The sequence below is a fragment of the Microbacterium luteum genome (assembly GCF_015277875.1).
In the GTDB taxonomy this organism is placed as follows: Bacteria; Actinomycetota; Actinomycetes; order Actinomycetales; family Microbacteriaceae; genus Microbacterium; species Microbacterium luteum.
In genome coordinates this window covers 3462581-3486846 of record NZ_CP063814.1, presented here as the reverse complement: position 1 = coordinate 3486846, position 24266 = coordinate 3462581, and the positions used below count along the sequence as shown (strand labels likewise).

General features: G+C 66.9%; 21 protein-coding genes. 10 read left to right on the top strand and 11 right to left on the bottom strand.

Annotation, left to right across the window (positions count from 1 at the left end; genetic code table 11):
* Window positions 1-37 precede the first annotated feature (37 nt).
* Window positions 38-583, bottom strand: a complete 546-nt coding sequence (locus IM777_RS16905; RefSeq protein WP_194384107.1) for a helix-turn-helix domain-containing protein — start codon at window positions 581-583, stop codon at window positions 38-40.
* 68 nt (window positions 584-651) lie between these two features.
* On the opposite strand from IM777_RS16905, the gene IM777_RS16900 reads away from it, so the two are divergent.
* Entirely contained in the window at window positions 652-2025 is a 1374-nt protein-coding gene (locus IM777_RS16900) for an NtaA/DmoA family FMN-dependent monooxygenase (protein ID WP_194384106.1), read from the top strand.
* A 57-nt stretch (window positions 2026-2082) separates the two neighbouring features.
* Here IM777_RS16900 and IM777_RS17345 read toward each other — a convergent pair whose 3' ends face one another.
* Both IM777_RS17345 and IM777_RS16890 read right to left on the bottom strand, forming a co-directional pair.
* Complete coding sequence (locus tag IM777_RS17345) at window positions 2083-3585, bottom strand: hypothetical protein (RefSeq protein ID WP_228480875.1); 1503 nt, start codon at window positions 3583-3585, stop codon at window positions 2083-2085.
* An 89-nt stretch (window positions 3586-3674) separates the two neighbouring features.
* Window positions 3675-4721, bottom strand: a complete 1047-nt coding sequence (locus IM777_RS16890; protein WP_194384105.1) for a hypothetical protein — start codon at window positions 4719-4721, stop codon at window positions 3675-3677.
* 570 nt (window positions 4722-5291) lie between these two features.
* On the opposite strand from IM777_RS16890, the gene dnaB reads away from it, so the two are divergent.
* From dnaB to IM777_RS16875, 3 genes are all read left to right on the top strand, one after another.
* Window positions 5292-6659, top strand: coding sequence for a replicative DNA helicase (gene dnaB, locus IM777_RS16885; RefSeq protein WP_071044187.1), 1368 nt, complete (start codon window positions 5292-5294; stop codon window positions 6657-6659).
* A 234-nt stretch (window positions 6660-6893) separates the two neighbouring features.
* Window positions 6894-7937: a helix-turn-helix domain-containing protein gene (locus IM777_RS16880; RefSeq protein WP_171024262.1), complete on the top strand. Its 1044-nt coding sequence runs from the start codon at window positions 6894-6896 to the stop codon at window positions 7935-7937.
* Complete coding sequence (locus tag IM777_RS16875; protein ID WP_138174616.1) at window positions 7934-9079, top strand: hypothetical protein; 1146 nt, start codon at window positions 7934-7936, stop codon at window positions 9077-9079. Before IM777_RS16880 ends, IM777_RS16875 begins: the two co-directional genes overlap by 4 nt.
* Here IM777_RS16875 and IM777_RS16870 read toward each other — a convergent pair.
* The 3 genes from IM777_RS16870 to IM777_RS16860 form a co-directional block, all read right to left on the bottom strand.
* Window positions 9030-9668 (bottom strand): hypothetical protein, encoded by a 639-nt coding sequence (locus IM777_RS16870; RefSeq protein WP_171024261.1) that lies wholly within the window; start codon window positions 9666-9668, stop codon window positions 9030-9032. The two genes, IM777_RS16875 and IM777_RS16870, sit on opposite strands and share 50 nt — an antisense overlap.
* A complete protein-coding gene (locus IM777_RS16865) occupies window positions 9658-9984 on the bottom strand; it encodes a MarR family transcriptional regulator (RefSeq protein ID WP_138174612.1) in 327 nt (108 codons plus the stop codon). Before IM777_RS16865 ends, IM777_RS16870 begins: the two co-directional genes overlap by 11 nt.
* 177 nt (window positions 9985-10161) lie before the next feature.
* Window positions 10162-10485, bottom strand: a complete 324-nt coding sequence (locus IM777_RS16860) for a hypothetical protein (RefSeq protein ID WP_138174610.1) — start codon at window positions 10483-10485, stop codon at window positions 10162-10164.
* 314 nt (window positions 10486-10799) lie between these two features.
* Between IM777_RS16860 and IM777_RS16855 the strand changes: the two genes are divergently transcribed.
* The 6 genes from IM777_RS16855 to IM777_RS16830 all read left to right on the top strand — a co-directional run bounded on the left by IM777_RS16855 (window position 10800) and on the right by IM777_RS16830 (window position 17876).
* Window positions 10800-11489, top strand: a complete 690-nt coding sequence (locus IM777_RS16855; protein WP_228480874.1) for a TnsA-like heteromeric transposase endonuclease subunit — start codon at window positions 10800-10802, stop codon at window positions 11487-11489.
* On the top strand, window positions 11486-11797 hold the full coding sequence (locus IM777_RS16850) for a hypothetical protein (protein WP_138174608.1): 312 nt from the start codon (window positions 11486-11488) through the stop codon (window positions 11795-11797). Before IM777_RS16855 ends, IM777_RS16850 begins: the two co-directional genes overlap by 4 nt.
* 60 nt (window positions 11798-11857) lie before the next feature.
* The gene (locus IM777_RS16845) at window positions 11858-13993 is read left to right on the top strand and encodes a DDE-type integrase/transposase/recombinase (protein ID WP_171024260.1); all 2136 of its coding nucleotides are present in this window, start codon (window positions 11858-11860) and stop codon (window positions 13991-13993) included.
* A complete protein-coding gene (locus IM777_RS16840; RefSeq protein ID WP_138174604.1) occupies window positions 13990-15147 on the top strand; it encodes an AAA family ATPase in 1158 nt (385 codons plus the stop codon). Before IM777_RS16845 ends, IM777_RS16840 begins: the two co-directional genes overlap by 4 nt.
* Window positions 15144-17234, top strand: a complete 2091-nt coding sequence (locus IM777_RS16835; protein ID WP_138174602.1) for a TniQ family protein — start codon at window positions 15144-15146, stop codon at window positions 17232-17234. Before IM777_RS16840 ends, IM777_RS16835 begins: the two co-directional genes overlap by 4 nt.
* A 252-nt stretch (window positions 17235-17486) precedes the next feature.
* Window positions 17487-17876, top strand: a complete 390-nt coding sequence (locus IM777_RS16830) for a hypothetical protein (RefSeq protein WP_175987719.1) — start codon at window positions 17487-17489, stop codon at window positions 17874-17876.
* Window positions 17877-18029: 153 nt separating this feature from the next.
* Here the strand turns inward: IM777_RS16830 and IM777_RS17640 are convergent, their stop codons facing one another.
* The 5 genes from IM777_RS17640 to IM777_RS16805 all read right to left on the bottom strand — a co-directional run bounded on the left by IM777_RS17640 (window position 18030) and on the right by IM777_RS16805 (window position 24247).
* The gene (locus IM777_RS17640; RefSeq protein ID WP_171024259.1) at window positions 18030-18665 is read right to left on the bottom strand and encodes a metallophosphoesterase; all 636 of its coding nucleotides are present in this window, start codon (window positions 18663-18665) and stop codon (window positions 18030-18032) included.
* A gap of 80 nt (window positions 18666-18745) precedes the next feature.
* Window positions 18746-19207: a zinc ABC transporter ATPase gene (locus IM777_RS16820; RefSeq protein ID WP_138174597.1), complete on the bottom strand. Its 462-nt coding sequence runs from the start codon at window positions 19205-19207 to the stop codon at window positions 18746-18748.
* 128 nt (window positions 19208-19335) lie between these two features.
* On the bottom strand, window positions 19336-20541 hold the full coding sequence (locus tag IM777_RS16815) for a Wadjet anti-phage system protein JetD domain-containing protein (RefSeq protein ID WP_138174595.1): 1206 nt from the start codon (window positions 20539-20541) through the stop codon (window positions 19336-19338).
* Entirely contained in the window at window positions 20538-23948 is a 3411-nt protein-coding gene (locus tag IM777_RS16810) for an ATP-binding protein (RefSeq protein ID WP_138174593.1), read from the bottom strand. The genes IM777_RS16815 and IM777_RS16810 overlap by 4 nt, the downstream gene beginning before the upstream one ends.
* Window positions 23948-24247 (bottom strand): DUF4194 domain-containing protein, encoded by a 300-nt coding sequence (locus IM777_RS16805; protein WP_194384104.1) that lies wholly within the window; start codon window positions 24245-24247, stop codon window positions 23948-23950. The genes IM777_RS16810 and IM777_RS16805 overlap by 1 nt, the downstream gene beginning before the upstream one ends.
* Between the last annotated feature and the right edge of the window lie 19 nt (window positions 24248-24266).

The window sequence follows — 24266 nt, the reverse complement described above, 5'->3', positions numbered from 1 at the left end:
TCCGGGGTCGGGGCGGCTGCTGGGGTCGGCCGCGTGGTCAGGTGGGGGAGACGAGCAGGAACTCCGCGTTCTGCACGGTCGCCCAGCGGTGCGGAATCTCGCTGTCGTACGTCAGGTACTCCCCAGCCGCAAGGGTCACGGGAGGGTGTTCGGGGCGCTGCAGCTCGACGACGCCGATGAGCACCTGGACGAACTCCGGACCGGCGTGGCGGAAGAATCCGCCATCGTCGTCTCCGACACGGCCGGTCACCCGATAGACGTGGAACTGCGCGTCCGCCCCGCCCGAGATGAGCCGCGCCCGGGAGTGCGCCGAGGCGTCGCCGACGCCGAAGTCGAGGGTCTGATCGAGTGAGGCGACCGGGGGCAGCATCCGCGACGCGGGGATCTCCAACGCGGCTGCCAGGGCGTAGACGGTCGTGAGGCTCGGCAGGATCTGACCGTTCTCGAGCTTGGACAGCATCGGCTGGGAGATGCCCGCGCGCGCTGCGAGAGCGCGCATCGATTCGCCGCGTGCCGTACGGCCGGCGCGGATGGCTTCGCCGATCGCCGCGGGAAGGTCCGGGGTGGGCGAGGATGCTTGCATCGCGTGATTCCTCTGAGTTATCGTGCTCGTGATTCCTACAAGTTATCACCCGCGACAGGACGGTGCACGTGACCAAGCAGATCATCCTCGGTGCGTTCGAGGAGTTCACGCCCAACTTCATCAGCAACGCGTGGCACCACCCGAAGAGCGACACCCGCGACTTCGCCACGCTTCCCTACTGGCAGCACATGGCCCGCGAGCTGGAGGCGGGAGGGTTCGACTTCCTGTTCCTCGCCGAAGCCCTCGGTTACCCGATGAGCGGTGACGACATTCCCGAGGTCGTCGTGCGCGAGGCGGTGCAGGTGCCCGTTCACGATCCGATGACCCTCGTCAGCGGCCTCGCCGCCACCGTCGACCGCCTCGGTTTCGTCGTCACCGCCTCGACGACCGCGCAGCAGCCCTACCTGAACGCGCGGACCTACACCTCGCTCGATCACCTCACCGCGGGACGCATCGCCTGGAACATCGTCACGAGCGACAACCAGGTCGCCCTCACGCGTCTGCTGGGCCTGCACGGCATCACCCCGCACGATGAGCGCTACCGTCGCGCGACCGAGTTCGTCGAGCTCAACCTGAAGCTGTGGGAGGGTGCGTGGGAGGACGACGCGGTCGTCTACGACAAGGCGACCCGGACGTATGCCGACCCCGAGAAGGTGCACCGCATCCGTCACGAGGGCGAGTACTTCCGGTACGACGGGTACTTCCCGGCGATCCCCAGTCCGCAACGGACGCCGCTGCTGCTGCAGGCGGGTACGTCGTCGGCGGGACGCGCCTTCGCCGGCCGATTCGCGGAGTGCGTGTTCATCCAGGATCGCGACCTCGACGTGGCCGCCCGGGTGGTCGCCGACCTGCGCGAGCGCGCCGTGGCCAATGGACGCCGCCCGCAGGACATCAAGGTCATCGATGCCGTCTCGATCATCGTCGGTGAGACGGAGGAGGAAGCCCAGCGGCTGCGCGCGGAACTCGACGCGACACCCTCGATGGAGGCCGCCGCCGCATTGTTCATGGGGTGGAGCGGTGTCGATCTCATGAGCTTCCCCCTCGACGCGACGCTCGCCGAGGTCAGCACCGAGGTGGGCAAGTCGATGCTGGGACTGTTCCAGCGCGGAGACGAGAGCCCGACCGTTCGGGAGATCCTGCAGCAGATCACGACGTCGATCGGCGGTATGCGGGTGACCGGAACCGCGCAGAGCGTGGCCGATCAGTTGCAGGAGATCGTCGACCGCACCGACATCGACGGATTCCTCATCGAGTACACCTACGGCGGCATCGCGACCTACCGCGACGTGATCGATCAGGTGGTGCCGCTGCTGCGTCAACGCGGGATGGTGCCGGAGGTGCCCCGCTCGGGCACCATGCGGGAACGGATCGTGGGGACGGGGCCGCGCCTGCCCGAATCCCACCCGGGCGCCGCGTACCGCTCGGTGCCCGCGCAGGCCTGAATCCGGTGGGTGTCGGAGCGAACGGCCCGACACCCACCGGATGGGTTCACGCGCGGGTCAGCCGATCGTCGCCCGGCGGCGTGCCAGCAGCAGACCGCCGAGGAGCATCAGCAGGCCGAGACCCGCAGCCCACGGCGTGACTCCCCCGCCCGTGGCGGCCAGCGCCACGGCGGTGCCCGTCGAGGCCGGCATCGCCGTGACCGTCACCGGGTCACCCGACGACGCCGGGGTCACCGGAGTCGAGGGGATGGCCGGATCGATGGGCGTGCTGGGGTCGGTGGGCGTGCCCGGGTCCGTCGGGTCGACTGGGTCCGTGGGGTCGACCGGGTCGGTCGGGTCGGTCGGGTCACCGGAGTTCCCCGGCGTGGAAGGCGACGTCGTCTCCGAGTCGCCGATGACCGAGATCGCGTTCCCGCCCACGGTGATCGGCAGTGAGATCGGCAGCAGCACCTGCGTGCCCCCGAGGATCGAGTCCGATCCGCCGGTGACCGCCTCGCCCCCGTTCGATCCCCCACCGGTGCCGGTGGTGGCGTTGGTGGACTGGCTGTCGCCGATGACGGAGATGGCGTTGCCGCCGACGGTCACGGGGATGTCGATGGGTGCGGTGACCTGAGTTCCACCGGCGACGCTGTCGTCTCCCGACGTGCTCGCCGCGGTGTGGTCCCCGCCGTTGCCGTTTTCGGTGGCGCCGGTGGACGCATCCGTCGACTCGCTGTCACCGAGCACCGAGATCGCGTTTCCGCCAACGGTGACCGGGAGGTCGAGCGGTGCGATGACCTGGGTGCCGCCGAGGAGGCTGTCGTCTCCGTTGGTGGTGCCTGCCGTGTCGCCGCTGCCGTTGCCGGTGGTGCCGGTGGTGGCGTCGGTGGATTCGCTGTCGCCGATGACGGAGATGGCGTTTTCGCCCACCGTCACGGGAACGTCCACCGGTGCGACGACCTGCGTGCCCCCGGTGACACTGTCGTCACCCGAGGTCATTGCCGCGGTGTGATCTCCGCTGGTGTCGTCGCCGGTGGTGCCGGCGGACGCATCCGTCGACTCGCTGTCACCGAGCACCGAGATCGCGTTTCCGCTTACCGTGACCGGCGCATCGACCGAGATGACACCCTGCGTGCCGCCCGCGACACTGTCATCCCCCGAGGTGGAGGCTTCGGGCGCCGGCTCCGACGAGCCGCCCGACGACGTCTCTGCGCCGTTGGAGTGGCTGTCACCGGCGACGGAGACGGCGTTGCCCGAGACGGTGACCGGCACCTCGACGGTGACGATCGCCTGCGCCCCGGCTGCGGCCCCGTCGTCTCCGGAGGTCGAAGCCGCCGGGGCGGGCGCAGGTGCCGCTGCGGGAGCCTGGGTGTCGGCGTCATCCGAGTGGGAATCACCGAGAACCGAGATGGCGTTGCCGGCCACGGTGACCGGTGCCTCCACGTCGAGGATGGCTTGGGTGCCCGAGAGCAGCCCGTCCTCTCCGGATGTGTCGGCGGCCTGGGCGACCCCGGCTCCGAGGAGGGAGATTCCCCCTCCGATGAGCACACCCCACAGGGCGCGCTTGATGATCGTGTGCATGACTATGACTCCTTGATTGAGGTATCGACAGCACGCCGGATGGCGTGCCGGATCGTCTGCCGCACGCGAAGAGGTGCGGCTCGATACCGTCAGTCAGGAGTCGAGTCGGTGGCGTAGATCGGCGCCCCGGGCAGAGCGTCGTCGACGAGCGTTCGCGGAGGGCCCGCGAGAAGTAGGCTGCGCCAGGTATCCCCGAGCATGCCCGCGATCGGCTGGGCACCCGACGCGGAAGCGACGCCTCCGTTGCCGCCGGCGGACACGGGCGAGCCGTACGGTGCCGTCGGAGAGGTCAGCAGACGCGCGGCGGCGGCACCGGCGACCGCGGCGGTACCCATCGCGGTGGCGATCGCAGAAGCCGCCCAGGAGCCGTCCTGGGCCCACCAGGCCGCTGTCATCGCGGCGGCGACACTCGCCACCGCCGCCACCGTAGACGCCTCCGCCGTGGCGGTGCCGACCGCGATCAGCTCAGAGACGGGCACCGCGGGAGCAGGCACCACGGGAGCCTCGAGATCGGGGATGGTGACGACCAGCGGCGGAGCAGGAGGTGCGACGGCGTCGCCGACGACCACGGTTCCGACGGTCGTGTCGATCGCGGTGGTGGTGTCGGTGATCGCTCCGGCGAGGCCAACCCCTTCGGCGACCTCACCGACGATCGGCACCTCGGAGACGAGGTCGACGACCGGGCTCGTGACGCCGGATACCGGGCCGGAGTTGACGACGGTCTCGACGGTTCCGGTGACCGCGCCGGTACCGGTGTCGACGACCTCGGTGGTGGCGGTCACGGTCTGCTTCACGGACTCGACGACCGGGGTCACGACCTCGGGAACGGCTTCGACGACGTCTGCGACCGGGGCGGGCGCCTGCTTCGCGATGGGTTCGGTGACCGTCTCCATGACCGGTGCCACGACGGTCGCGGCCGTATCGAGCGTCGTCTCCGCGACCTCGTCGACCGCGCCCGTCGCGCCCTCGACGACCGACGTGGCCGTGCCGAGCAGGCCTCCGTCGTCGTCTTCTGCGGCGCCCGCAGCGGGGATGTGCAGGAAGAATGCGGCGGCGGTCCAGAGAAGACCGAGCCCGAGGGCGAGCAGGAGGAGGCGCTGTGCGTGCGGCAGCATCCGTGCCGTCGATTCACGCATCAAGGTCACCCCCTTCGCGCCATCCCTGCTCCCCCCCCGGAGCGGCGTTGCTTGCGTCGGAGATGCCGCGGTGTGCCAGGCACGGTACTCCTGGGACGCGTACCTGTAAAGACCTTCGACGCGCGAAATCGGCGTGTCGTTCGATTGCGGAAACCACGGATTTGTGCACAGTCGCGCTTTGCGCGGCAACTCTCAACGCCAACTTCAAACACAATCTCTGTCCACAGCCCGTGGATAAAGAAAGACCAGCTCAGAAGCCATAAAAAAGTTTGAACTCACCCAGTGGTTGGGAGTTTTCCACAGGTGTTGTGCACACCCGTGTCCGAGTTGTTCTCACCCTTTCCACAGAGTTATCCACAGGCCGTTTTGCACGGGGGAGAACCTGTCTCTAGCGTGAAGTCCTGCCCATCGGGGGTGGGTGTGGATTCGTCAGCGCCGACGGCCGTGTCGGGGGTTCGTGCTCCCATCGGAACACGGGAACGGGTGCTGATCCGTTCGTCATGCCATCCCAGCGTGCGCGTCGTCCAACGGGCGGTGGTGGGGTGCTGAAGTCAATCTGGAGGGACGCCCGTGTCGATCGCCGACATCTCACCCGACCGACTTGGCGGACCCCGCGAGAACGAGCGCACGCCCCCTCATGACTTCCTCGCCGAGCAGAGCGCCCTGGGGGGCATGCTGCTGTCGAAGGATGCCGTCGCCGACGTCATCGAGACCCTCCGCGGCACCGACTTCTACGTGCCCAAGCATGAGCTGATCTTCGAGGCCATCCTCAGCCTCTACTCGCACGGTGAGCCCACCGATGTGGTCGCCGTCACCGACGAGCTCATCAAGACCGGCGAGCTGCAGCGGGCCGGTGGCGCCGACTACCTGCACACGCTCACCTCGATCGTGCCGACGGCGGCCAACGCCGGCTACTACGCCTCGATCGTCGCCGAGCGCGCCCTGCTCCGCCGACTGGTGGATGCGGGCACCCGCATCGTGCAGATGGGGTACGAGGGGCAGGGTGATCCCCTCGACCTGGTGAACAACGCGCAGGCCGAGATATACAACGTCTCGGGCGATGACACGGCCGAAGACTACGTTCCGCTGACGATCGCCGTCGACGCGGCGGTCGAGGAGATCGAGGCTGCGCGCGGTCGAGACGGTCAGATGACCGGCATCCCGACCGGGTTCTCGGGTCTCGACCAGCTGACCAACGGCCTGCACCCCGGGCAGATGATCATCATCGCCGCCCGCCCCGCGATGGGTAAGTCGACGCTCGCGCTCGACTTCGCCCGCGCCGCGGCGATCAAGCACGATATGCCCACGATCTTCTTCTCGCTCGAAATGGGGCGAAGCGAGATCGCGATGCGTCTCATGAGCGCCGAGGGTGCGATCCCGCTGCAGTCGATGCGCAAGGGAACCCTCGACAACCGCGACTGGACGACCATCGCCGCCACCCGCGGCAAGATCAACGACGCCCCGCTCTACATCGACGACAGCCCCAACATGACCCTCGTCGAGATCCGCGCGAAGTGCCGACGGCTGAAGCAGCGGGCGGGGCTGAAGATGGTCGTCATCGACTACCTGCAGCTGATGACGAGCGGTAAGCGTGTCGAGTCGCGCCAGCAGGAGGTCAGCGAGTTCTCGCGTGCGCTGAAGCTGCTCGCAAAGGAACTCGGTGTACCGGTGATCGCGCTGTCGCAGCTGAACCGTGGTCCGGAGCAGCGTCAAGACAAGAAGCCGGCCCTGAGCGACCTGCGTGAATCGGGATCGATCGAGCAAGACGCCGACATGGTGGTGCTGCTGCACCGCGAGGCCGCCTACGAGAAGGACAGCCCCCGCGCCGGCGAGGCTGACCTGATCGTCGCCAAGCACCGAAACGGCCCCACCGACACCATCACCGTCGCCTTCCAGGGCCACTTCTCCCGCTTTACCGACATGGCCCCCGAGGTCTGACGCAGCTGTAGGTTCCACGTGAAGATGGCCGTTTCTGTGTCAACTTGGCCCGCACTTGGCCATTCGGCCAAGTGCGGTGGATGGATTTGGCATCGACGTGATCGGGCGGCTCATCTCCGTCGACCCGGTCTGGCGTGGGGTCGCGGTCAGAGTGGGCTGTTCACATCCAACACGCGAGAATATTTCTGCACATGGATCGCGCGATTGTCGGAGGCGCTGACTAAGATGGGAGTCATGGCAGAGTTTGCTTCTGATCGCCGGACCGGCCGGGTGATGCTCGGCACGGTCCGAGTTGCGCGTGGGTGGACGCAGGGTGCGTTGTCCGAAGCCACGGGGATCTCGCAAGCGGTGCTGTCGAAGGCGGAATCCGGGCTGGTGGAGTTGGACCCCGACCGCCTGGAGAAGCTGAGCGGTGTGCTGCGTGTTCCACCGGTGCTGCTGACGGTCCCGGTGGATGAGGGAGCGGCGCCGTATGTGTTCCATCGCAAGCGCTCCACGTTGCCCCTGTCGGTGGCGAACCGGTTGCGGGCAGAACTGGAATTGCTGCACTTGCAAGTGACGGGGCTCGTCGCGGGAGACACGCCGGTGCGGCTGGTGCGGCACCCGCTTCCGCCCGATGGCTTCGATACTCCGGAGGAGATCGCGCAGGAGGTGCGTGCGTCGATCGGTATCGCGTCCGGTCCGCTGGAAGACCTCGTGCGCTCGCTGGAGGATGCCGGGGTTGTGGTGGTGAAGCGATCGTTGGGGTCGGAGCGGATCGATGCGATGGTGAGCTGGCCGGAAGGACAGCGACCAGTGGTGCTGCTGGGAGATCACATTCCGCCGGATCGGCAGCGGTTCTCGCTGGCGCATGAGCTTGCGCACGCGGTGATGCATCAGGTGCCGTCGGAGACGCAGGAGTCTGAGGCGGATCGGTTCGCGGCGGAGTTCTTGATGCCGGCGCAGGATGTGCGCATGGATCTGGCGGCGGCACCGGTGACGATCCCGGGCTTGGCACGGTTGAAGTCGAAGTGGCGGGTGTCGATCGCGGCGCTGCTGCGGCGTGCGGTGGATCTGGATGTGATCAGCGAGGGCCGTTACCGGCAGTTGAACATCGAGCTCTCCCGCGCCGGATATCGGAGCGTAGAGCCGGTAGCGATCGCCGAGGAACATCCTGGTCTGATCGACCGGGTGGTGCAGCAGCGGCTGAATGAGGGTGAGAGCGTCGCAGAGCTCGCGCGCGACGCGTTCCTGGTTCAGGACGAGTTCGAAGACCTTTACGTGAGGAGCGCAGCATGACCGATCGGGCCAACATCGAGGTGGTCGACAGCTCTCTGGTTTCGCGGACGACGCGTGAGTCGCTCGCCGGTGCCACGCTGGTCGAGCGCACTTTGGGCGGGCGAGTGTTCACGATGGCTGGCGGTGAGACGATGCAGACCGCCCCGCACGTGAACATGGAACACGGCGGCATGGTGTTGTCGGGGCCGACGGCTCTTCAGACCGCCTGGCGCCTGCGGGCGCGGCATCAGGATTTGGTTTTCCTTATCGAGCCGACTTCGGTGCTCGCTCCGGCGACGGCCGAGCGCCCGTTGATTATCGATGAACCGGTGGATGCGCTCATCGCGCCCACGGTGGAGGAGACTCTCCAGGCGCAGCGCGATGCAGGCGCGGCGGTCGCGGTGATCCCAGCGGGGTTTGTGGACGTCGCAGACCCGGGGGCGCTTAAGGCGGTCCTCGCGGCTGCGGACAATATCGACCGCGACGACGTGATCCTCCCGTTGGCCGTCCATCAGAAGTGGTCGACGCCGGATCACATCTCGCAGTTGATCGCGGTCGCCGCGCGGAGCCGTCATCCGGTGGCGTTGGCGCTGGGAGCGAAGGCGGGTGATCCTCTGAATCTCAAGGGGGCGCCGGAGTCGTATCGCCGGTTCTTCGGCGAGGTGAAGGGTGCGGTGCCGTGGCGGGCGGACTTCGCTGGCATCGATGCGTTCGCGTCCGGCGCTCGCGCGGCCGTGATCGGGCAGATCCCGAGCCTGCGGCGCCTGCCGGTGCCGGGCAGCCGACCGTACTCGAGTCGCCCTGGTGATCGCACGCCGCACGTGCTGATGCCGGAGCTGATGCGATTCGCCCGGTCCAGCGAGATGCACCTGAAGTGGTTCGCCAGCGCGACTCCGTGGCCGTGCCCGTGTCGCCACTGTGAGGGACGCGCGGTGGACTCGTTCACCGGCTCCGATGAGGATCGGCTCCGGGCTCACCTGCACAATCTGGCCGCGCTGGACGAGATCGCAGGTATCGTCACCTCGATGGGGACCTCTCAAGTGGCACGGTGGTGGAATCAGCGTCTGGCGGAGGCTGAAGCGGAGCATGTTCGGCTCGCCCAGCACACGGGTGTCATGATCTCGATGCCGCCGACACTTGCCCGGTGGCGGTCGCTGAGCTGAGCGCCTGGCCGTAGATGCGCTCAGCGAACAGCCAGGAGGCGCCAGTGAACCGGGCGGGCTGGAAGGGCGCCGACGCGGCGACGGTCCGCTCGCCGTTGGCGTCGGCCACCGTAACGCCGACACCGTAGAAGGTTGCTTCGAGCAACAATATCTCGTCGAGCCGTCCAGAGGGGACGACGAGTCGACGACGCCCGTAGGGGGCGAATGTCGTCGCCAACTGCAGGGTGCTGCGACGGAACGGGCCGAACACCGATATCAGCCGCACCGTCACGGGAGGCTCCGCTCTTCGGATGAGAGTGGACTGGCTGCGGGCGACGGCGCGCTCTTCGGCGAACCCGCAGCGGACGGCTCGCCGAGCCAGGCGCCGCTCGTACGCATCGAGGCCCGCGAGGGCGGTGGGCTGATCGACGGGGAGCGTCAGCAGGAACCGCAGAGTGTCCAGGTCTTGTACAGACCCCGCCGCGTTTGTGGCGCGGCGGCGCTGGATCTCCGGGAGGTGAAGCTCGAGGTCGACGTGGACGCGATGGGCACCGGTTTGCCAACTCACCCCGGACGTCCCGGCGACGGTCGTGGAGGGGCTAGCTGTCATAGGGGCCTCCGATGCCCAGGGTGTCAGTCACCTCGGACGTGAGTTGAGATGCCGCCTGCCATACGAGATGGTCGCGACGCTGGTAGGCGAGGGTGCGTTCTCCCTCGAGATGGCCCACGACCTCGATGAGGCCGGCGCGTTTGAGTCGTGCGAGCATGCCGTGCACGATGCTCCCGGCCAGGCCCGTGGCCCGTTCGATGGCGGGAGCGTTGAACGTTGCGTCCGGTGCCTGCGAGATCTGCCACATCACGGAAAGCATGTGCTCGCTGCCGAAGACCGCCTTCGACAGCTCGGCCGCGCGGGCAAGGGTTGGCACCTACCCAGTCTAGATCAAATTCAAGATTCATGAAACATGGAGAACGCACCAGTGTGTGCTCTGGACGCCGCACCTTGCGAATTCGGCAGCGGTGGCACGTGGTGGCGCGACGCACGTCGAACACGTCGCTCACCGGTCGTCGCGACCGAGCTGTGGGTCGATCCGGGGCGCCGTGGGTTAGCTGGCGGCTCGATGCTGCGGGATCTCGGGCGCAGCTTCGGCGTACTCGCGGGCGGCGCGCATGTAGGGGTTGTCGCGGACCTGGTACAGCGTGGTCTTCTCCCCGGGCACACGGCCCAGGTACTCGATGAAATGCCTGGACTTCAGCCTCTTGATGAGCGGGTGGATGATCCCGCCGGGCAGTCCGGTGGCGTCGATGATCTGCTTCGGGGAGAACGGTTCATCGCCGTGCCGGGTGATCTCGACCAGCACGGTGTGCATGTAGCTGTTCCCGAAGAGCGCTTTGGAGTCTTCGGGGGCAATCGGGTGGATCGCCGTCATGCTCCGAGTGTCTCATATGCGTCGGACGCCGCCGACTGGTCGGCGGAGGTTTGTTGTGTATCTGACAGGCGCAACATCGAGCTTGGTAGTGAATGTGACATTTACTAGTGATTAGCTGTTTAGTGATTTAGTACAAAGCTGCTCACTTCTTTCTGTGGCGTCGGTGAGTTCCGCTGCGCGGTCGCGGGGCAACAGCATGTGTTCATGCGCACGCACCGCTGTCAGGTTCCGACCGGGGACACGGGCGATGGTGAGCTGCGGGCCGGGGAGCCGGGTCGGGGATGATCGCGGTGGCGTCGACGATCCGGATCCGTATGATGCAGGATCACGTCGACGTCGTTTCGCTGCCGGATGCCCGGTTGGGGGTGTTCGCGGCGGCGGTGCCGTGGCGTGAGTTCCGCTGGTACCGCAAGCAGCGTCACTTCTCCGGCTCGTACTGGTCCGCGACGATGCAGGCGCCCGTGGGGTACGAGTCGCGGCTGGAGTACGCGAACCTGCTGCTGTGCGACTTCGACCCGCGAGTGGACTGGATCCTGTCCCAGCCGTTCCTGATGGAGGGCGACGATCACGGCACGACCCGCAGGCACATCCCGGACTATCTGATCTCGCACACAGACCGGTTGGTGTGCGTTGTCGATGTGAAGCCGGCGGCGAAGCTGCAGGTCCCGGCGGTGCGGGACTCGCTGGACTGGACGCGGCGGGAGGTCGAGGCGCATGGCTGGGAGTACCGGGTGTGCTCCGAGCCCGATCCGGTGCTGCTGGCGAATGTGCAGTTCCTCGCCGGGTACCGGCGCAGCTTCCAGTTCGATCCCGGGCAGGTCGATGCCGCGGCGACCGTGCTGGGAGCCGCTGTGACGTTCGGGGAAGCGGTGCGTGCCGTGACTCCGATCGCGGGAGAGCAGCGGTTCGCCCGTTCCCTCGTGCTGCACCTGCTGTGGACACAGCGTTTGCGCACGGACCTGTCCCACCTGTTGAGCACGACGAGCGTATTGGAGCTGACATGAGCGCACGAGACGACCTTCGACCTGGCACTCCCTCCCTGCTCTTCGAGGAGGCTGGCCCGGAGCGGTCGACGAGATCGGAGCGCGACCGCGAGGCCGACACGGCGCGAGCATGCGAGGCGCTGGGCATCCCCGTGGCCCTGCCGGTGCCCCCGCAGTCACCGAGAGCGGACAAGGAAGCGGCAGCCCAGCTGCTGCGCGCCGTTGAGGAGTACCTGCGGCAAGTGCTCGGTACGCGCGTCGTGCAGCCACCGGCGCGGCATCTTCGCGTGACGGCGGAGAGCGGCTCATCCCTCCGTGACACGGCCTGAGTCCCGGCACCCGATCCCCGACTACTCACTTTGAGAGGAAGCATGATGATGGATAGCTGGATGCTGCGACCTGGGATGGACTTCGTCTACGACGGGGAGGCGTGCACGGTCGCGGAGATCGCTGACGGGGCGGTGATCATCCGCGACCGCACGGGCCGGCACCGCCGACTCCGGATGGTCGACGTGCTGCGCCCCGCCGCCGAGGGCGGCAAGGCCCACATCCCTGGCCACACGCGGGAAAGGGATGCTACTCCGCTGGGGGTGCTGTGGGCGGACGCTACCGACTCCGCGAAGGCACGCACCATGGAGCGCGCCGACCACGTCCGCGAGGTGCTCACCGGATACAAGTCCGGCACTCCGCAGATCCCGCGGGAGGGTGAGCCGCGCCTGGAATACCACCCGCAGCACAGTCTGCGACAGCGGACTGCGGCGAAGGCGACCGAACTCGGGAAGGGCGAACGGACCGTGCGCCGCTGGGTGGCGCAGTACCGGGAGTCCGGGGAGGCGGGCCTGATGGACTACCGGTCCTCCCAAGCCGGAAACGCGCTGACCGGGTTCGACCCGCGGTGGATCGCTACCGCGCAGACGGTCCTGGATGAGCAGACCCCCGAAGCGAAGGTCTCCAAGAAGATCATCATCGACCGGATCAATGCACGCACCGAGCGCGTCCACGGCCCGGGGACAGTGAAGCGCCCCTCGCGCGCGAGCGCGTACAACGCGCTGGCTGAGCTGGATCGAGGCCGGGCCACATTCACCGGCCCCACCAAACGCAAACGGTCGACCGCGAACCGACCCTCCGCACCCTACGGGCGGTTGTCGGCGGTCCGGCCGGGCGAGTACGTGCTGATGGACACCACGCCGCTGAACGTGTTCGCCGTCGCCCCGGTGACCGGGAAATGGGTGTCAGCGGATCTCACGATCGCGATGGACCTGTACTCGCGGTGCATCCTCGGACTGCGGCTCACGCCGGGTTCGACGAAATCGATCGACGTCGCCGGCGTGCTGATGGAGGCGCTGCAACCGTTTGATACGCCCACGGATTGGGGCACGTCCGCTCGCTGGCCGTACCACGGTCTGCCCGACACGCTGCTGGTAGACCCGACCCGTACGAAGGTGTCCCGGTTCACCCGCGCCGGCATCCTGCCGGAGACGCTGGTCGTCGACCACGGCGCCGCCTACCTGTCGGAGCATCTCACCAGCGGGTGCGCCCGGTTGGGGATCTCGATCCAACCCGCCCGGATCTACCAGCCCACCGACAAGAGCCCCGTGGAACGATTCTTCCGCACCCTCGACGACCTGCTGCAAGAGCTGCCCGGCTACAAGGGCGCGGACGTCGCCGGACGCGGCGAGGACCCCGAAGCAGAGGCCGTCTACACGGTGCCGCAGCTGGAGCAGATCATCCGGGAATGGGTAGCCACCGTCTACCACCTTCGTCCCCACAGTTCGTTGGAGGATCCAAACCTGCCCGGGGTAAAGCTCAGCCCCGCGCAACGATACGAACAGGGCCTGGCTGTCGCGGGACAGCTGCGTCTGCCCACCGACCGGAACGTGCTGCTGGAGCTGCTGCCGGTGGTGAAGCGGCAGTTCAACCACTACGGGGTGGAGATCCACAAACTCCGCTACACCGGCGAGTCGGTCGCGAAGTACCGCAACCGGGCCCGGTCGATCCACCGCGACAAGGGTACGGAGTGGCCATTCTTCGTCAACCCCGACGACCTCACCAGAATCTACTTCCACGACCCCGAGGACCACACCTGGCACACCCTCGAATGGGAGCACAAGGGCAGCTTCGACACCCCGTTCAGCCTGGACGCGTTGGAGTACGCGAAGAAGATCGCAATCCGGCAGGGTCGCCCCTCCCAGGTTGACGACGTCGCCGCGCAGCTGCTGGAGGACTGGGGCGCCGGCCGTGGTCTGACGCCATCGGAGCGGCGGATGAGCGCCCGGATGGCCGCACAGCTGAACGACAAGGAACCGGACCCGGACGGGGTGTGGTCGCTACGCACCGTGCAACGGATGCTCGACGCGGAACTGACCGCCTCGTCTGATCTCGGAACCGAGCTCACCGGCTCCGTCCGCGACCCGCGCCGACGCGTCGACACGCCCGAGACCGGTGATGATGACGACGAGGACGACATCGACGAGCCCACCATCCGCGGCGACTACCACTTCGAACCGATGGAGATGCTCCGATGACCAGCCCGACGAGCGCCCCGCAGCAGCCGCCCCGCCAACGGAGCCTCTCCACCTACGAGGGCTGGACAGACTTCGCCGAACGGCCTCCCCGCGCTCGCCCTGAGGAGCTCTCGCGCGCCCAGCTGGAGTCGTTGCCTGCTCGCGATCGCGTCGTCTACGACTTGGAGCGGCGGGTGTGGCACGCGAACATCCTGCTGCGCACACGGCAGGTAGAGGACATCGAACTGCAGCTGGCGGACATCCTCGACTCCAACCTGCAGGACTCCGACCGGGTGAAGTCAGCCGCAGCGATCGACGCCCCGCCGGCGCTCGGGAAGTCGACCGTGGTGAACAACTTCGGCCGCGTGTTCCACCAGCAGCGGATCGCGGAGGCCGGGGGATGGCTGGACGCGGACAGGGACGTGCGGCACCTGCCGGTGTGTCATGTGACGCTGACGGGGCGGCTGACGATCAAGGGCCTGCACATGATGATCCTCGGCTTCTACGCCCACCCCGCCACCGCCGGCATCCTGCACCGCTCCATGGCCGGCCGGGACCTGGCCCGGGCGGCGGCGGAGTGCATCGAACGGCATGACACCCGGCTGGTGATCGTTGACGACCTGCACTTCTTGAACATGCGCACCCGCGACGGGGTCGAAGTCGCCAACCAGCTGAAGTGGCTCGCAAACGAATACAACGCGACGTTCTTGTTCGCCGGCGTCGCCCTCCGCGCCCGCGGCCTGGTGGGTGAAGGGGAGACCGGCCGGGAGGCGGCGATGGCGCAGACCTTCCGCCGATGGACCGTCCTCGGGCTCAGCCCCTTCACGCTTACCCACAAGAGGGGCAGGGAGGAGTGGGACCGGCTGCTATTCGGCGTCGAACAAGCTCTCGTCCTCACCGGTGCTCGCCCCGGGATGCTGGTCGACCTGTCCCGGTACCTGTTCGCCCGCACCACCGGCAACATCGGATCCCTCATGGACCTGATCCGTCGCGGCGCGTCCCGCGCGATCCGCACAGGGCGGGAGGTCATCGATCGGGAACTGCTCGACGACATCCGCATCGATGAGGGCGCGGAGACGGAGCGCCGCGAGCTTGAGGCGAAGCTGGATCAGCAGCTGCGAAACCACCAGGCACGCCGCCGCAAGAACCAGGACGGCGAGGCGGCCGCCGCATGACCACGACGTCGACGATTTCCTATGAGGTGCGGGTGCTGCCGTTTCGGGTGCGGCCGCTGCCTGATGAGCCGTTCGACTCTTGGCTGGAGAAGATGGCGGCCACCTATGGGGCGACGATGAACGAGATGGCCTGCGCGCTCGGCCTCATCGAGCAGCAGGAGGGTGTGGCGGTGTCGGCGACCGCGTGGATGGCGGACAGTTGGGCCACCGCGCTGACTGATGAGCAGGCGTCGCGGCTCGAGGCGTCGACGGGCATTCCGGCGGATCAGTTCCAGGAGATGACGAGAATGCGGTTCGCGCACCATGCGATCCGGTACACCCGGCGGGGGCGGATCAGTTCGCAATGCCCGGCGGCGGGGACCGCGGGACGCTACTGCCCGGAGTGCCTGGTCGATTCGGGTGGCCGGTGGCGGATGTCGTGGCAGTTCCCGTTCGGGTTCGCCTGTTTTCGCCACCGCCGCCTGCTCGTGGACCGGTGCCCCGTGTGTGATCGTCCTGCCCGGTACCGTGCCCACCCGCTCGCGCTTGTTCCCGTTCCTGGCCGGTGCCACAATCCCGTCCAAGGGCCGGGACGGGGCCCGCAAGCGAACCGGTGTCGGGCCGACCTCACGGCCGACCCGACCCGCACTCCAGTGTCGCGGGCGGTCCTGGATGCGCAGCGGGCGTTGATGCGGATCGTTTCCACCGGCGGGGCAGGGTTCGGGATCTATGCGGAGGCGCCGCAGCCGGCGGTCGCGGTGCTGGAAGACACTCGGTTGCTGTCCCGTACCGCCCGGCACGCGATTGCCGCCGGCGATCGCCTCGACATCAGTCCGCTTGGTGAGGAGCTCGTGGCGCTGTTTAGGGCGAGCGAGGATTGGACGACGGCAGTACGGGCACGACCGGATTCTGCCGTCGGGGCCGCCGTCGGCACCACCCTCGCCGTCACCGCACTGGCGAAGCCGGGCAGTGTCGCCGCGCTGCTGCAGGGGCGGCTGGCTCAGAGTTCGTCGTACACGGCGCACACGCCGCAACTGCAGACCCTGATCGCGGCCGCGCTGGGGCGTCGTCGCCGGCCGACGGTGTTCCTGCAGTCCGCACCACCGTCAGGGGTCAGCCCGGTCGAACGAGCGCGAAAGGTACCGGCACAGTTGTGGGGCGAGTGGATCACCCGGTACGCGCCGCAACGGGTCGGCAGTGAGGTGGTGGCGTCGGCGTTGGCGGCGGCGGTGGTGTTCACGGGCACGAGGCTCACACACTCCGCCGCTCTTGCATTGCTCGATCCGCAGGCGCCGGCCCGCCAGGTGACCCATGTGATGCGTGACCTCGGTCGCAGCTCTCATGACGTGGGCACCCTGCACGCGATCCTCCGGCTGGCCGCGTTCCTCGATACGCATGACGTGCCCGTTGACTACGCCCGACGTCGCGCCCTCGACTACAGCGGGATCCTCCTCGAATCCCAGTGGCAGGAGGTGTGCCGGGTGGCGGGGGTATCGGCTGGGGGTGGACGACGATGGCGTTTGGCCCGGGCGCTCCTGCACCGGACACTGTCGGGGAATCCGATCCATTCGATCCCGCCGGAGTGGGATCAGGCAGGGGTGACCGCGCCGGCCGTCGCCCGCTTCGCCGATGGACTGCCGTCAGCGGTGCGGACGGGACTCGACCAGCTCGCCGCGGACTTCCTTCTCGTCAACGGCATCGATGAGCCCGTCACATGGACACCCGAGCCTTCGGACGGTGTCCCGGACGCGCCTGCGGCGTGGGCGCGGAGCCGCCCAGCACGATCAACGGCCGCGGACGTGATGCCTCCCGATGTGTTAGCGCGGGCGTATGCGGCGGGGGCGTCGACGTACGAGATCGCCGCGGACGTGAACGTGTCCCGGCAGACCGTGGGCCGCATCCTCGCCGACACGGGCACCAAGTCGCGTCGCGGACGACCCCCCACCTTCACCCTCGATTCCGATTGGCTACGCGACCACTATGAGACGCAAGGGAGGACTATGGCACAGATCGCGCACCTTGCCGGATGCAGCGAGATGACCATCAACCGGCACCTGCACGCCGCCGGCATCACCGTCCGCCCCCGCGGGAAAGCAGGGACGTCATGACAACTGAGAAGCGAACCTCCCGTCGGCTGCAGCAAGCCGCCAGGGAACGCATGAAGGCGACCGGAGAGAAGTACACCACGGCACTGCAAGCACTCATCGATGCGGCGCCGTTGCCGAGCACATCCTCGCCGACCGCCCCACGCGAGACACTGACATCCTCCCCTGGCGAGGATCATCCTTCTGACGACGCCCGCGCCCCTGGCTGGGCTCGGCGGCGGTATATCTGGGATGACCGCTGAGGGGAGCTGCAGGGTGGTGTCGAACGACGGTGAAGTGTACGAGAAGCCGTGGTCGGCACCGCACCTCGTGCCGCTGTTCACTGAACTCACCGCTGATGAGACAGCGCCGGTGTGGGCGCGCCGCGCCGTGAGGTTCATCCACCGCCACACCCGCGAGCGTGGTCAGCCGCCGACCTTCCGTGAGGTGTTCGCGGAGCTCGCCGCCCACGACCCCGACGCCGCGGAGCGTCAGGAGGCGTGGTCTTCGGCGTCGGTGCGGTACCTGACGATGGTGCACTGGCGGCGTCGCGGATGGATCCGCTTCCGACGGGAACCGCGTACCCTCCGATCAGGTCCCGCGGCAGGCGAACTGTTTACACTCGGGCCCACGCGGTATACGCCGACGCGGAAGTCCCGCGCCTAGACAGTCCCCGGGGGCGAGTCGGGGTGGGCGGAGTCGAACGCGCCGAGGAGTTCTTCCAGCGCGACCCGTAGCTCGTTGTAGCCCATCGTGTAGAACAGCGCGTCGGAGTTTGAGGTTTCGCTGCCGTCGAGGTCGGTAATGGTCTGGCGGGCCTCACGGATTGCGATGTCGAGCCATGGTTCGGCGTCTGGGAGGCCGCGGATCCACGCGTCGATTTCGGTGAAGGGGACGGGCGTGTAGCCGTGGGCGTCGACGCCGACGTGGAACTGGTGCCCGTTCGGTCCGTGGTCGCGGGCGTGGGTGTAGGAGTGGGATCCCGTCGTCCCAGCGCGGTCGATGGGTGGTGTGCCGATCCGACTCCTGCGAGTCGCCCTTGTATGGGTAGTGAGAAGCGAGGATCCGATACCCGCGTCGGGTGCCTTCGATGACCTCCGGCAGAATCGTCCAACCGGCCGCTTCGTAGAGCGCCGCGAACCGTTCGATCGCCTTCTTCGACTGCGTCGCCGGTGACACCCGGTCGTGGTTTCCGGGGACCAGGAATCGGCGGCCGTGCAGTTGCGCGGTGATACCGATCGATTCCTCGATCGGGCCGAGCGCGACATCTCCGAGGTGGAGCACCACCTCTGTCGGACTGACCGTTTCGTTCCAGCGGCGGATGAGTTCAGCGTTCATCTCGTCGACCGTTGCGAACGGGCGATCCGCGAGTTCGCTGATCCGCGCGTGGCTGAAGTGGGTGTCCGCGGTGACGAAGTCGACCTGGTCGAAGTCGAACCGCGGATACAGGTTCACGACGACGCCCCTCTCGCAGGTGATCGGTGTCTCGCATGATCTGGTGTCTCTAGCGTGCCAGTAGGCGACGACAGGTATCGCTAGAGCTCGTCGAGATCGATCCCGAACTTCCGAGCGACATCGGCGAGCGGGACGTCCGGGCTGTCGGCGGGACGTTCCCGGGCGATGCGGGCGATCTCCTCCGCCTCGGCCGCGTCCTCCACCGCGGCGATCGCCGCCAGCTGCTCGACCAGCACCTCGACGGGCGTATCGTCGGCGGTCGCGCGGCGTCGGATCTCGGCGGCGGCGTGGCCGAGGGTGTACATCCGCTCCCACGGGTGGTCGCCGTGCCGGTCGATGGCGACAGTGTCGCGAGTGTAGCTGCGCTCGTCGCCGGGGACGAGCCAACTTTCGGTGCCGTCCGAGGTGCGGAAGAAGTCGACGTAGCAGTTCCCGCACGGCATCCGGTACACGCCTGGCTCGGTAGGTGCGGATTCGCTGCTCCGCGCGATCATGTCGCGGATGATCTGTTCCCAGTCGGTGTGGTCGTCTGTGTGCGGCACGGTGGTTCCCCTTCCAGCAGAACAGAGCAGTCTGTCATGCCGATGACGCGGTGTCCACGGCATCGGGGATCAGAGCCCGTCCACGTCGGGGTGTCCTCGAGGTGGTCTGGGATGGTGCCACACGAGCGCTAATCGAGGACAGCGGCCTGGTCGATCGCCAGGTTGATGGTGGTTTGCGCTGTGTGCCATGGAATGCGTTCTTGTTCGAGGCGGAGCGGCGGCTGTCCAGCGTCGAGATATTCCAGCGCGGCACGTTCATCTTGCGTGAGGACTGGTTCGGGTGGGTCTACGCGACCGCTCGGGTCGGCGTTCGCGAGTGGTTCGAACTCCCGGACAGTGTCGGCGTGCATGAGTAGGGAGGCGATCTCGGGCACCCTAGCCCGGGCACGCGACAGCAGTGTGATCCCGGCTCGATCGAGGTCTCCCCAGTACCAGGTGCGTGCGGACCGCAGCCATGGGAGCGCGTCGAGCACGTCGAGAAAGTTGCCAAGCGAATGAATCACTACAAGCCCTGCTCGGTCCTCTATTGGCGTCGCGGCCTCCTTGTTCTCGATGATCAGGACGTCATCGGGGGTGAGGGGGAGGCCGGCGACTTCTTCGACGGGTGCTCGGAGTTGGCGGATGCCGCCCACGAGTCGGCGGTCGGCGGGGTCGGCGAGGATGACGTCGACGTGGTTCGGCAGTCGCCGCAGTCCGAGTAGATCGAGGTCGTTGATGTCGAGTTCAGGGTCGACGGCTTCTGCGCCAAGATCAGCCACCCGGTTGGGGATGTCGGTTCGAAGCAGGCAGATGACGATCGCCTTGTGCCGTCCCAGCCACTTGGTGTGGAGACCTGTGACAGGGACTTGGCGGGCGGTGAGCCCGGATGCGGGGTTGTTGCGGAACCATTCCACGACGCGCAGGAGCAGTTCGAAGTCGTAATCGTCGAGGTCGACAATGCGGGGCAGGATCGGCCGCAGCTGGTCGGTGGAGACGTCGAGGTCTGCCAGTTGGGGGTAGCGGGAAATCGCGGTCTGCCAGTGGTTAGCGGTCGCGGGGTCGAGTCCAGCGAGCGCTGTTGGCCCAGGGATGTCGATGTGTGTGTAGACGACCTGAGCGCCAGCGGCCGTGCGGACGGTCGCGGTTCGCAGGCTGGTAGCGGGGTGCAGGTCGTGCCAGGCACGCCACGCATGTAGCCACGTCCGGACGGCCTCTTCTTGTGCGGGGATGGTTGACGCGGTGGGTGGCTGGAGGGGGAAGGTGATCTGTTCAGGGGAGGATTGTGTGAGCCAGGCGCGCCAGGACGACTTGTAGCGGGTGGTGATAAGACGTTCAACGTCTGCGGGGCTCCTCACGCGGCTTCCTCGATACTGAGCGCTTCGCTGATCGTCATCTCGAAGATGCGCACGCCCTGCGGGTTGGCTGGGTCGGAGTTGATGTATGCGACGGTTTCCACGTGGGACTCGAACGCCGTTGCCTTCTCACGCGGCGCGCCGATGATGAGCTGGAACCCGAGCGCGGACAAGGCGGCGAGGGCCCGTCCGGTGTAGTCGCTATCGGCTTTGACAAATCCTTCATCGAGCACGATCGACGCGTAGGTGGGAGGGGCGTCCGTTCCTTCGCCCAGCCGATATCTCAGGGCTGCGCCGAGGATGAATGCGATGAGTTCCTGCCCCTCCCCGCCGCTCATCCCGGAGACACCGTCGTGCACGATTTCGACGCCGTCGGCTCTCTTCTCGATTGCCTTGAACTCGACGTGTTCGCGCGCGTCGAATACGCGGCGACGCCAGCTCTCGCCGGTTCGGGTGAGGTCGTCGAGGAGGGCCAGTTTGCGGCGCAGCCGGTTGAAGTCGCGTTCGATCTTCTCCGCGTCGCGTTCGATGGATTGGTGGAGGGTGTTGCTGGTGTACTCCGAGATCGTGGAGCGGAACTCGTTGAGCTCACCGCTGGGTTTGTCGGAGACGTCGATCGTGAGGGTGGAGTCGACGCGGAACGCCACACGCTCGAGAACCCTATCGATGGGGGCGAGGCCTCGGACGATTGAGCGGCGATCGTCATCGATCTGGACGAGAAGTCCTCGCAGCTGTGTGTTCATGTCCTGGTCGACCTGCTCGAGCCAGCGTTGCTTGGTGCGGGGGAGGTCATCGGTGAGCAGCTGGTCGTGAATGGAGAGCAGCGCCGGCAGGCTGTCGATGCTCTCGTCGATTTCCCTCTGGTTTCGATCCTCCAGGCCGCGGAATGCACGGATGGTGGCGAGGACAGCGGTCTCGAGTGCTTCGCGTTCCTTCCTGAGTGAGACGAGCTGGTTCTGCAGATCCGTGGCCGCTTGCCCGTAGCTGGCTTCGATTGCCGCACGGAGCGCGCGACCCGTCGCCGTCGTGACATCGACGGGAGGTGCGAGGAATCCGAGTGTGCCGGTGGCCTCGCGTTCGTCGGCGTCCAACACGGCGGAGTCGTCGATGAGAAGAGATGACTCGTCTTCCAGGTCGACCAGCACTCCCCACGCTGCGTTCAGAGTCGTGAGCTTCGTCTCGATCTCGCGTGCGTGCAGCTCCGACTCGGTCATTTCTGTTCGCGCGTCGTCCAGTTGCTTCTGGAGTTCGGTGACTTCGGGGGTGTTGGCCTCGGCGATCTCCTCTTGGAGCTGTCGCACCTGGTCGGCTGCAGGTGCCGTATCGATGGATGACCAGTCGAGTTCTTCGAGGAGTGTCGTGAGGCGCTGTGCCCGATCGCGTGCGTCGTCGCGTGTGGCTTGAGCGGTGTTGGACGCGGCGTCAGCGGGTGCCAGTTCCGCGGTAAGCGACGCGAGGTTCTGCTCAAGGTCGCGGCGTAGATCGGCGGTGTCCCAGCCGATGAACGAGTACCTCTGTACCGAGTCGTCCTTCGCGAACCGTCCGAATGCTGCGGTGCGCATCCCTGCGCGGGTGACGGCGCCGTTGAGGTGTGACGCACGTTTGGTGTCCAGATCCGAGTCGCGTTCCACGAGCTGGTAGGAGAATCGGTCGACGAGCTCGTTGAGTACCCACGGGGCGAACGGTGAGTCCGCCAGTTCGACAATCGCCGGTACGGTGCCGGGTACCGGCTCGCGCTGAGAGCCCTGTTCGCGAACGGGAACGAGCGACACGTGCATCCGGGTGTCATGCTCATTGATGAATCGCCGAACGGTGATGAAGTGTTCCTGATCGACGACGAGATCCTTGGCGACGCCGCGCAGAACACTGAAGACGGCAGCCTCCCATGATTGGTGCTCGGCCTTGATCTGGATGAGTTCACCGAAGAAATGCAGCCGGTCCAGCGGCACGTTGGTAGCTGCGGCGATGTCGGCGCGCAGCTGAGCCGCCTCGGGAGAGATGTTGGATCGTCGGGAGCTGAGTTGATGCAGCTCGTGTGCGACCGACTTCCGTTGTCCGGCGATCATGCCCGCGCGGAGCACCGCAGCCTTGGCCTCGGCGTCAAGAGCGATCTGTTGGGTCTCCAGTTGGGTGCGCATATCGCTGAGGTCGTCCTGCAGAAGCAACAGATCACCCTGCGAGGCGGGCAGGGTGCGGTCGAACTCAGATAGGCGACGGGAGACGGCTGCGCGGTGAATGCCGATCCGGTCCAGGTTGTGCTGGGCGGTGTCGAGTTGGACCTTGAGGAGGGGTGCTTTGTCTCCGCCGGCCGAGGTGAGGCTGAGCAGGAGGTTGTCGAACGTTGTCTTCGCGTGTGTCCTTCGCGTGTTCGCTGCCTGCAGATCTTCGTTGGTCTCTGCCGTCGTCAGGCGATTGTCATCGATCCGTGCGCGCAACCAGTCGAGGAGCTTGTGGGCGTGCCAGATCCGTAGGCGCGCGGGGGTCCCTTCGGCCCGCTCCAAGAGGAGTGAAGTCTTGCGTGTGTGGTCTTTGCCCGCGTGCTGGTACTTCTCGGCGAGCTGAGGGAGGCGGGTGAGGGTCTCCAGCTGGCGTCGGGTGGCTTCGTACTCGTCATACAGACGTGACGCCTCTCGGTACGCCTCGAGCGCGGTTCCCCACCGGTCGAGCGCGAGCGGCTCGGTGAGCACAAACTCCTTGAACAGCGCGTTGATGTTGAAAATGCCTTTGGAGGCCTGGGCGCGGCGCAGCAGGTGCATGGCAAGGCGCTGGGATTCGTCGGACTTGCCCATCTCCATCACGGAGCGCATCTTCGCGTGGATCTTGCTCTGTGAGGAATCGACGAGATCACCGCGGCTGGTGTCGATCAGGCCGCTGAGCGTCGTCTTGGTCAGGGGCGATGAGCCGGAGCGGACACCGGTGAGCCCGTTCAGGCGGTCCAGGTCGAAGTCGCCGGAGACGAACCCGTAGATCGTATTCGCGTTGATCGCGTCGGCGCCGGTGGTGTCGCTGGCAACCCATGCGAGTCGAAACACCGTGACCCGTCGGCCATCGTCATGAGCCCACGTGATCGCAGCGCCGCTGGCGAACCCGTTTGTGCCGGGTGGACGCACGTAGGTGGTTGTGCCGGAGCGTCGGTTCTCGTCACGCCGCCGGTCAGTGAGCCCACGCGCGTACGTGTATACGGTGCGCTCGCGCTTCTGGCCTTTGTCGTCGCGTGCGGCCTGGTTGAACTCTTGCGGGTTGGGAAGGATGACCGAGGCCATCGCATCGAGCAGGGTGGACTTGCCGCGTCCGGACGGTCCGAGGATCGCGGTGCCGGCACGTTCGACATGCATGACCTGTAGGTCGGAGTATCCGCCCCAGTTCAGGACCTGGACCTTCTCGATGCGGAACTGCCCATTGATTAGCATCAGGACTCCTCGTCAAGGAGCTGGGCTGAGTTTTCGGTGCCATTCCCGTCATTTGCGGTGGCGCCTGCCCCGAGCCGGTATGCCGCTTCCAGCCGCGTCAGTTCATCGACACCGACAAGAGGTACCACGACTGGCGAGATCGTGTAGAGGTAGTCGGCGTCAGGGTCCTGGTTGAGCAGCCGCAGATCCTGCAGCTGCCGGATGGCGGCGGTGACGCGACGATCGAACTTCGCCTGGTCGCCGTCGTCATCCTGGCGGTAGGCGCTAAGCCTCGATCCACCGATGAGCTTGGGTGACAAGCGGGTGCCGTGACGCAGA

Bases quoted from the DNA above. Each gene is read 5' to 3' on its own strand.
- IM777_RS16905 (WP_194384107.1), bottom strand. From the start codon at position 583: ATGCAAGCATCCTCGCCCACCCCGGACCTTCCCGCGGCGATCGGCGAA.
- IM777_RS17345 (WP_228480875.1), bottom strand. From the start codon at position 3,585: ATGCACACGATCATCAAGCGCGCCCTGTGGGGTGTGCTCATCGGAGGG.
- IM777_RS16890 (WP_194384105.1), bottom strand. From the start codon at position 4,721: ATGCGTGAATCGACGGCACGGATGCTGCCGCACGCACAGCGCCTCCTC.
- IM777_RS16880 (WP_171024262.1), top strand. From the start codon at position 6,894: ATGGCAGAGTTTGCTTCTGATCGCCGGACCGGCCGGGTGATGCTCGGC.
- IM777_RS16875 (WP_138174616.1), top strand. From the start codon at position 7,934: ATGACCGATCGGGCCAACATCGAGGTGGTCGACAGCTCTCTGGTTTCG.
- IM777_RS16870 (WP_171024261.1), bottom strand. From the start codon at position 9,668: ATGACAGCTAGCCCCTCCACGACCGTCGCCGGGACGTCCGGGGTGAGT.
- IM777_RS16860 (WP_138174610.1), bottom strand. From the start codon at position 10,485: ATGACGGCGATCCACCCGATTGCCCCCGAAGACTCCAAAGCGCTCTTC.
- IM777_RS16855 (WP_228480874.1), top strand. From the start codon at position 10,800: ATGATGCAGGATCACGTCGACGTCGTTTCGCTGCCGGATGCCCGGTTG.
- IM777_RS16850 (WP_138174608.1), top strand. From the start codon at position 11,486: ATGAGCGCACGAGACGACCTTCGACCTGGCACTCCCTCCCTGCTCTTC.
- IM777_RS16845 (WP_171024260.1), top strand. From the start codon at position 11,858: ATGCTGCGACCTGGGATGGACTTCGTCTACGACGGGGAGGCGTGCACG.
- IM777_RS16840 (WP_138174604.1), top strand. From the start codon at position 13,990: ATGACCAGCCCGACGAGCGCCCCGCAGCAGCCGCCCCGCCAACGGAGC.
- IM777_RS16835 (WP_138174602.1), top strand. From the start codon at position 15,144: ATGACCACGACGTCGACGATTTCCTATGAGGTGCGGGTGCTGCCGTTT.
- IM777_RS16810 (WP_138174593.1), bottom strand. From the start codon at position 23,948: ATGCTAATCAATGGGCAGTTCCGCATCGAGAAGGTCCAGGTCCTGAAC.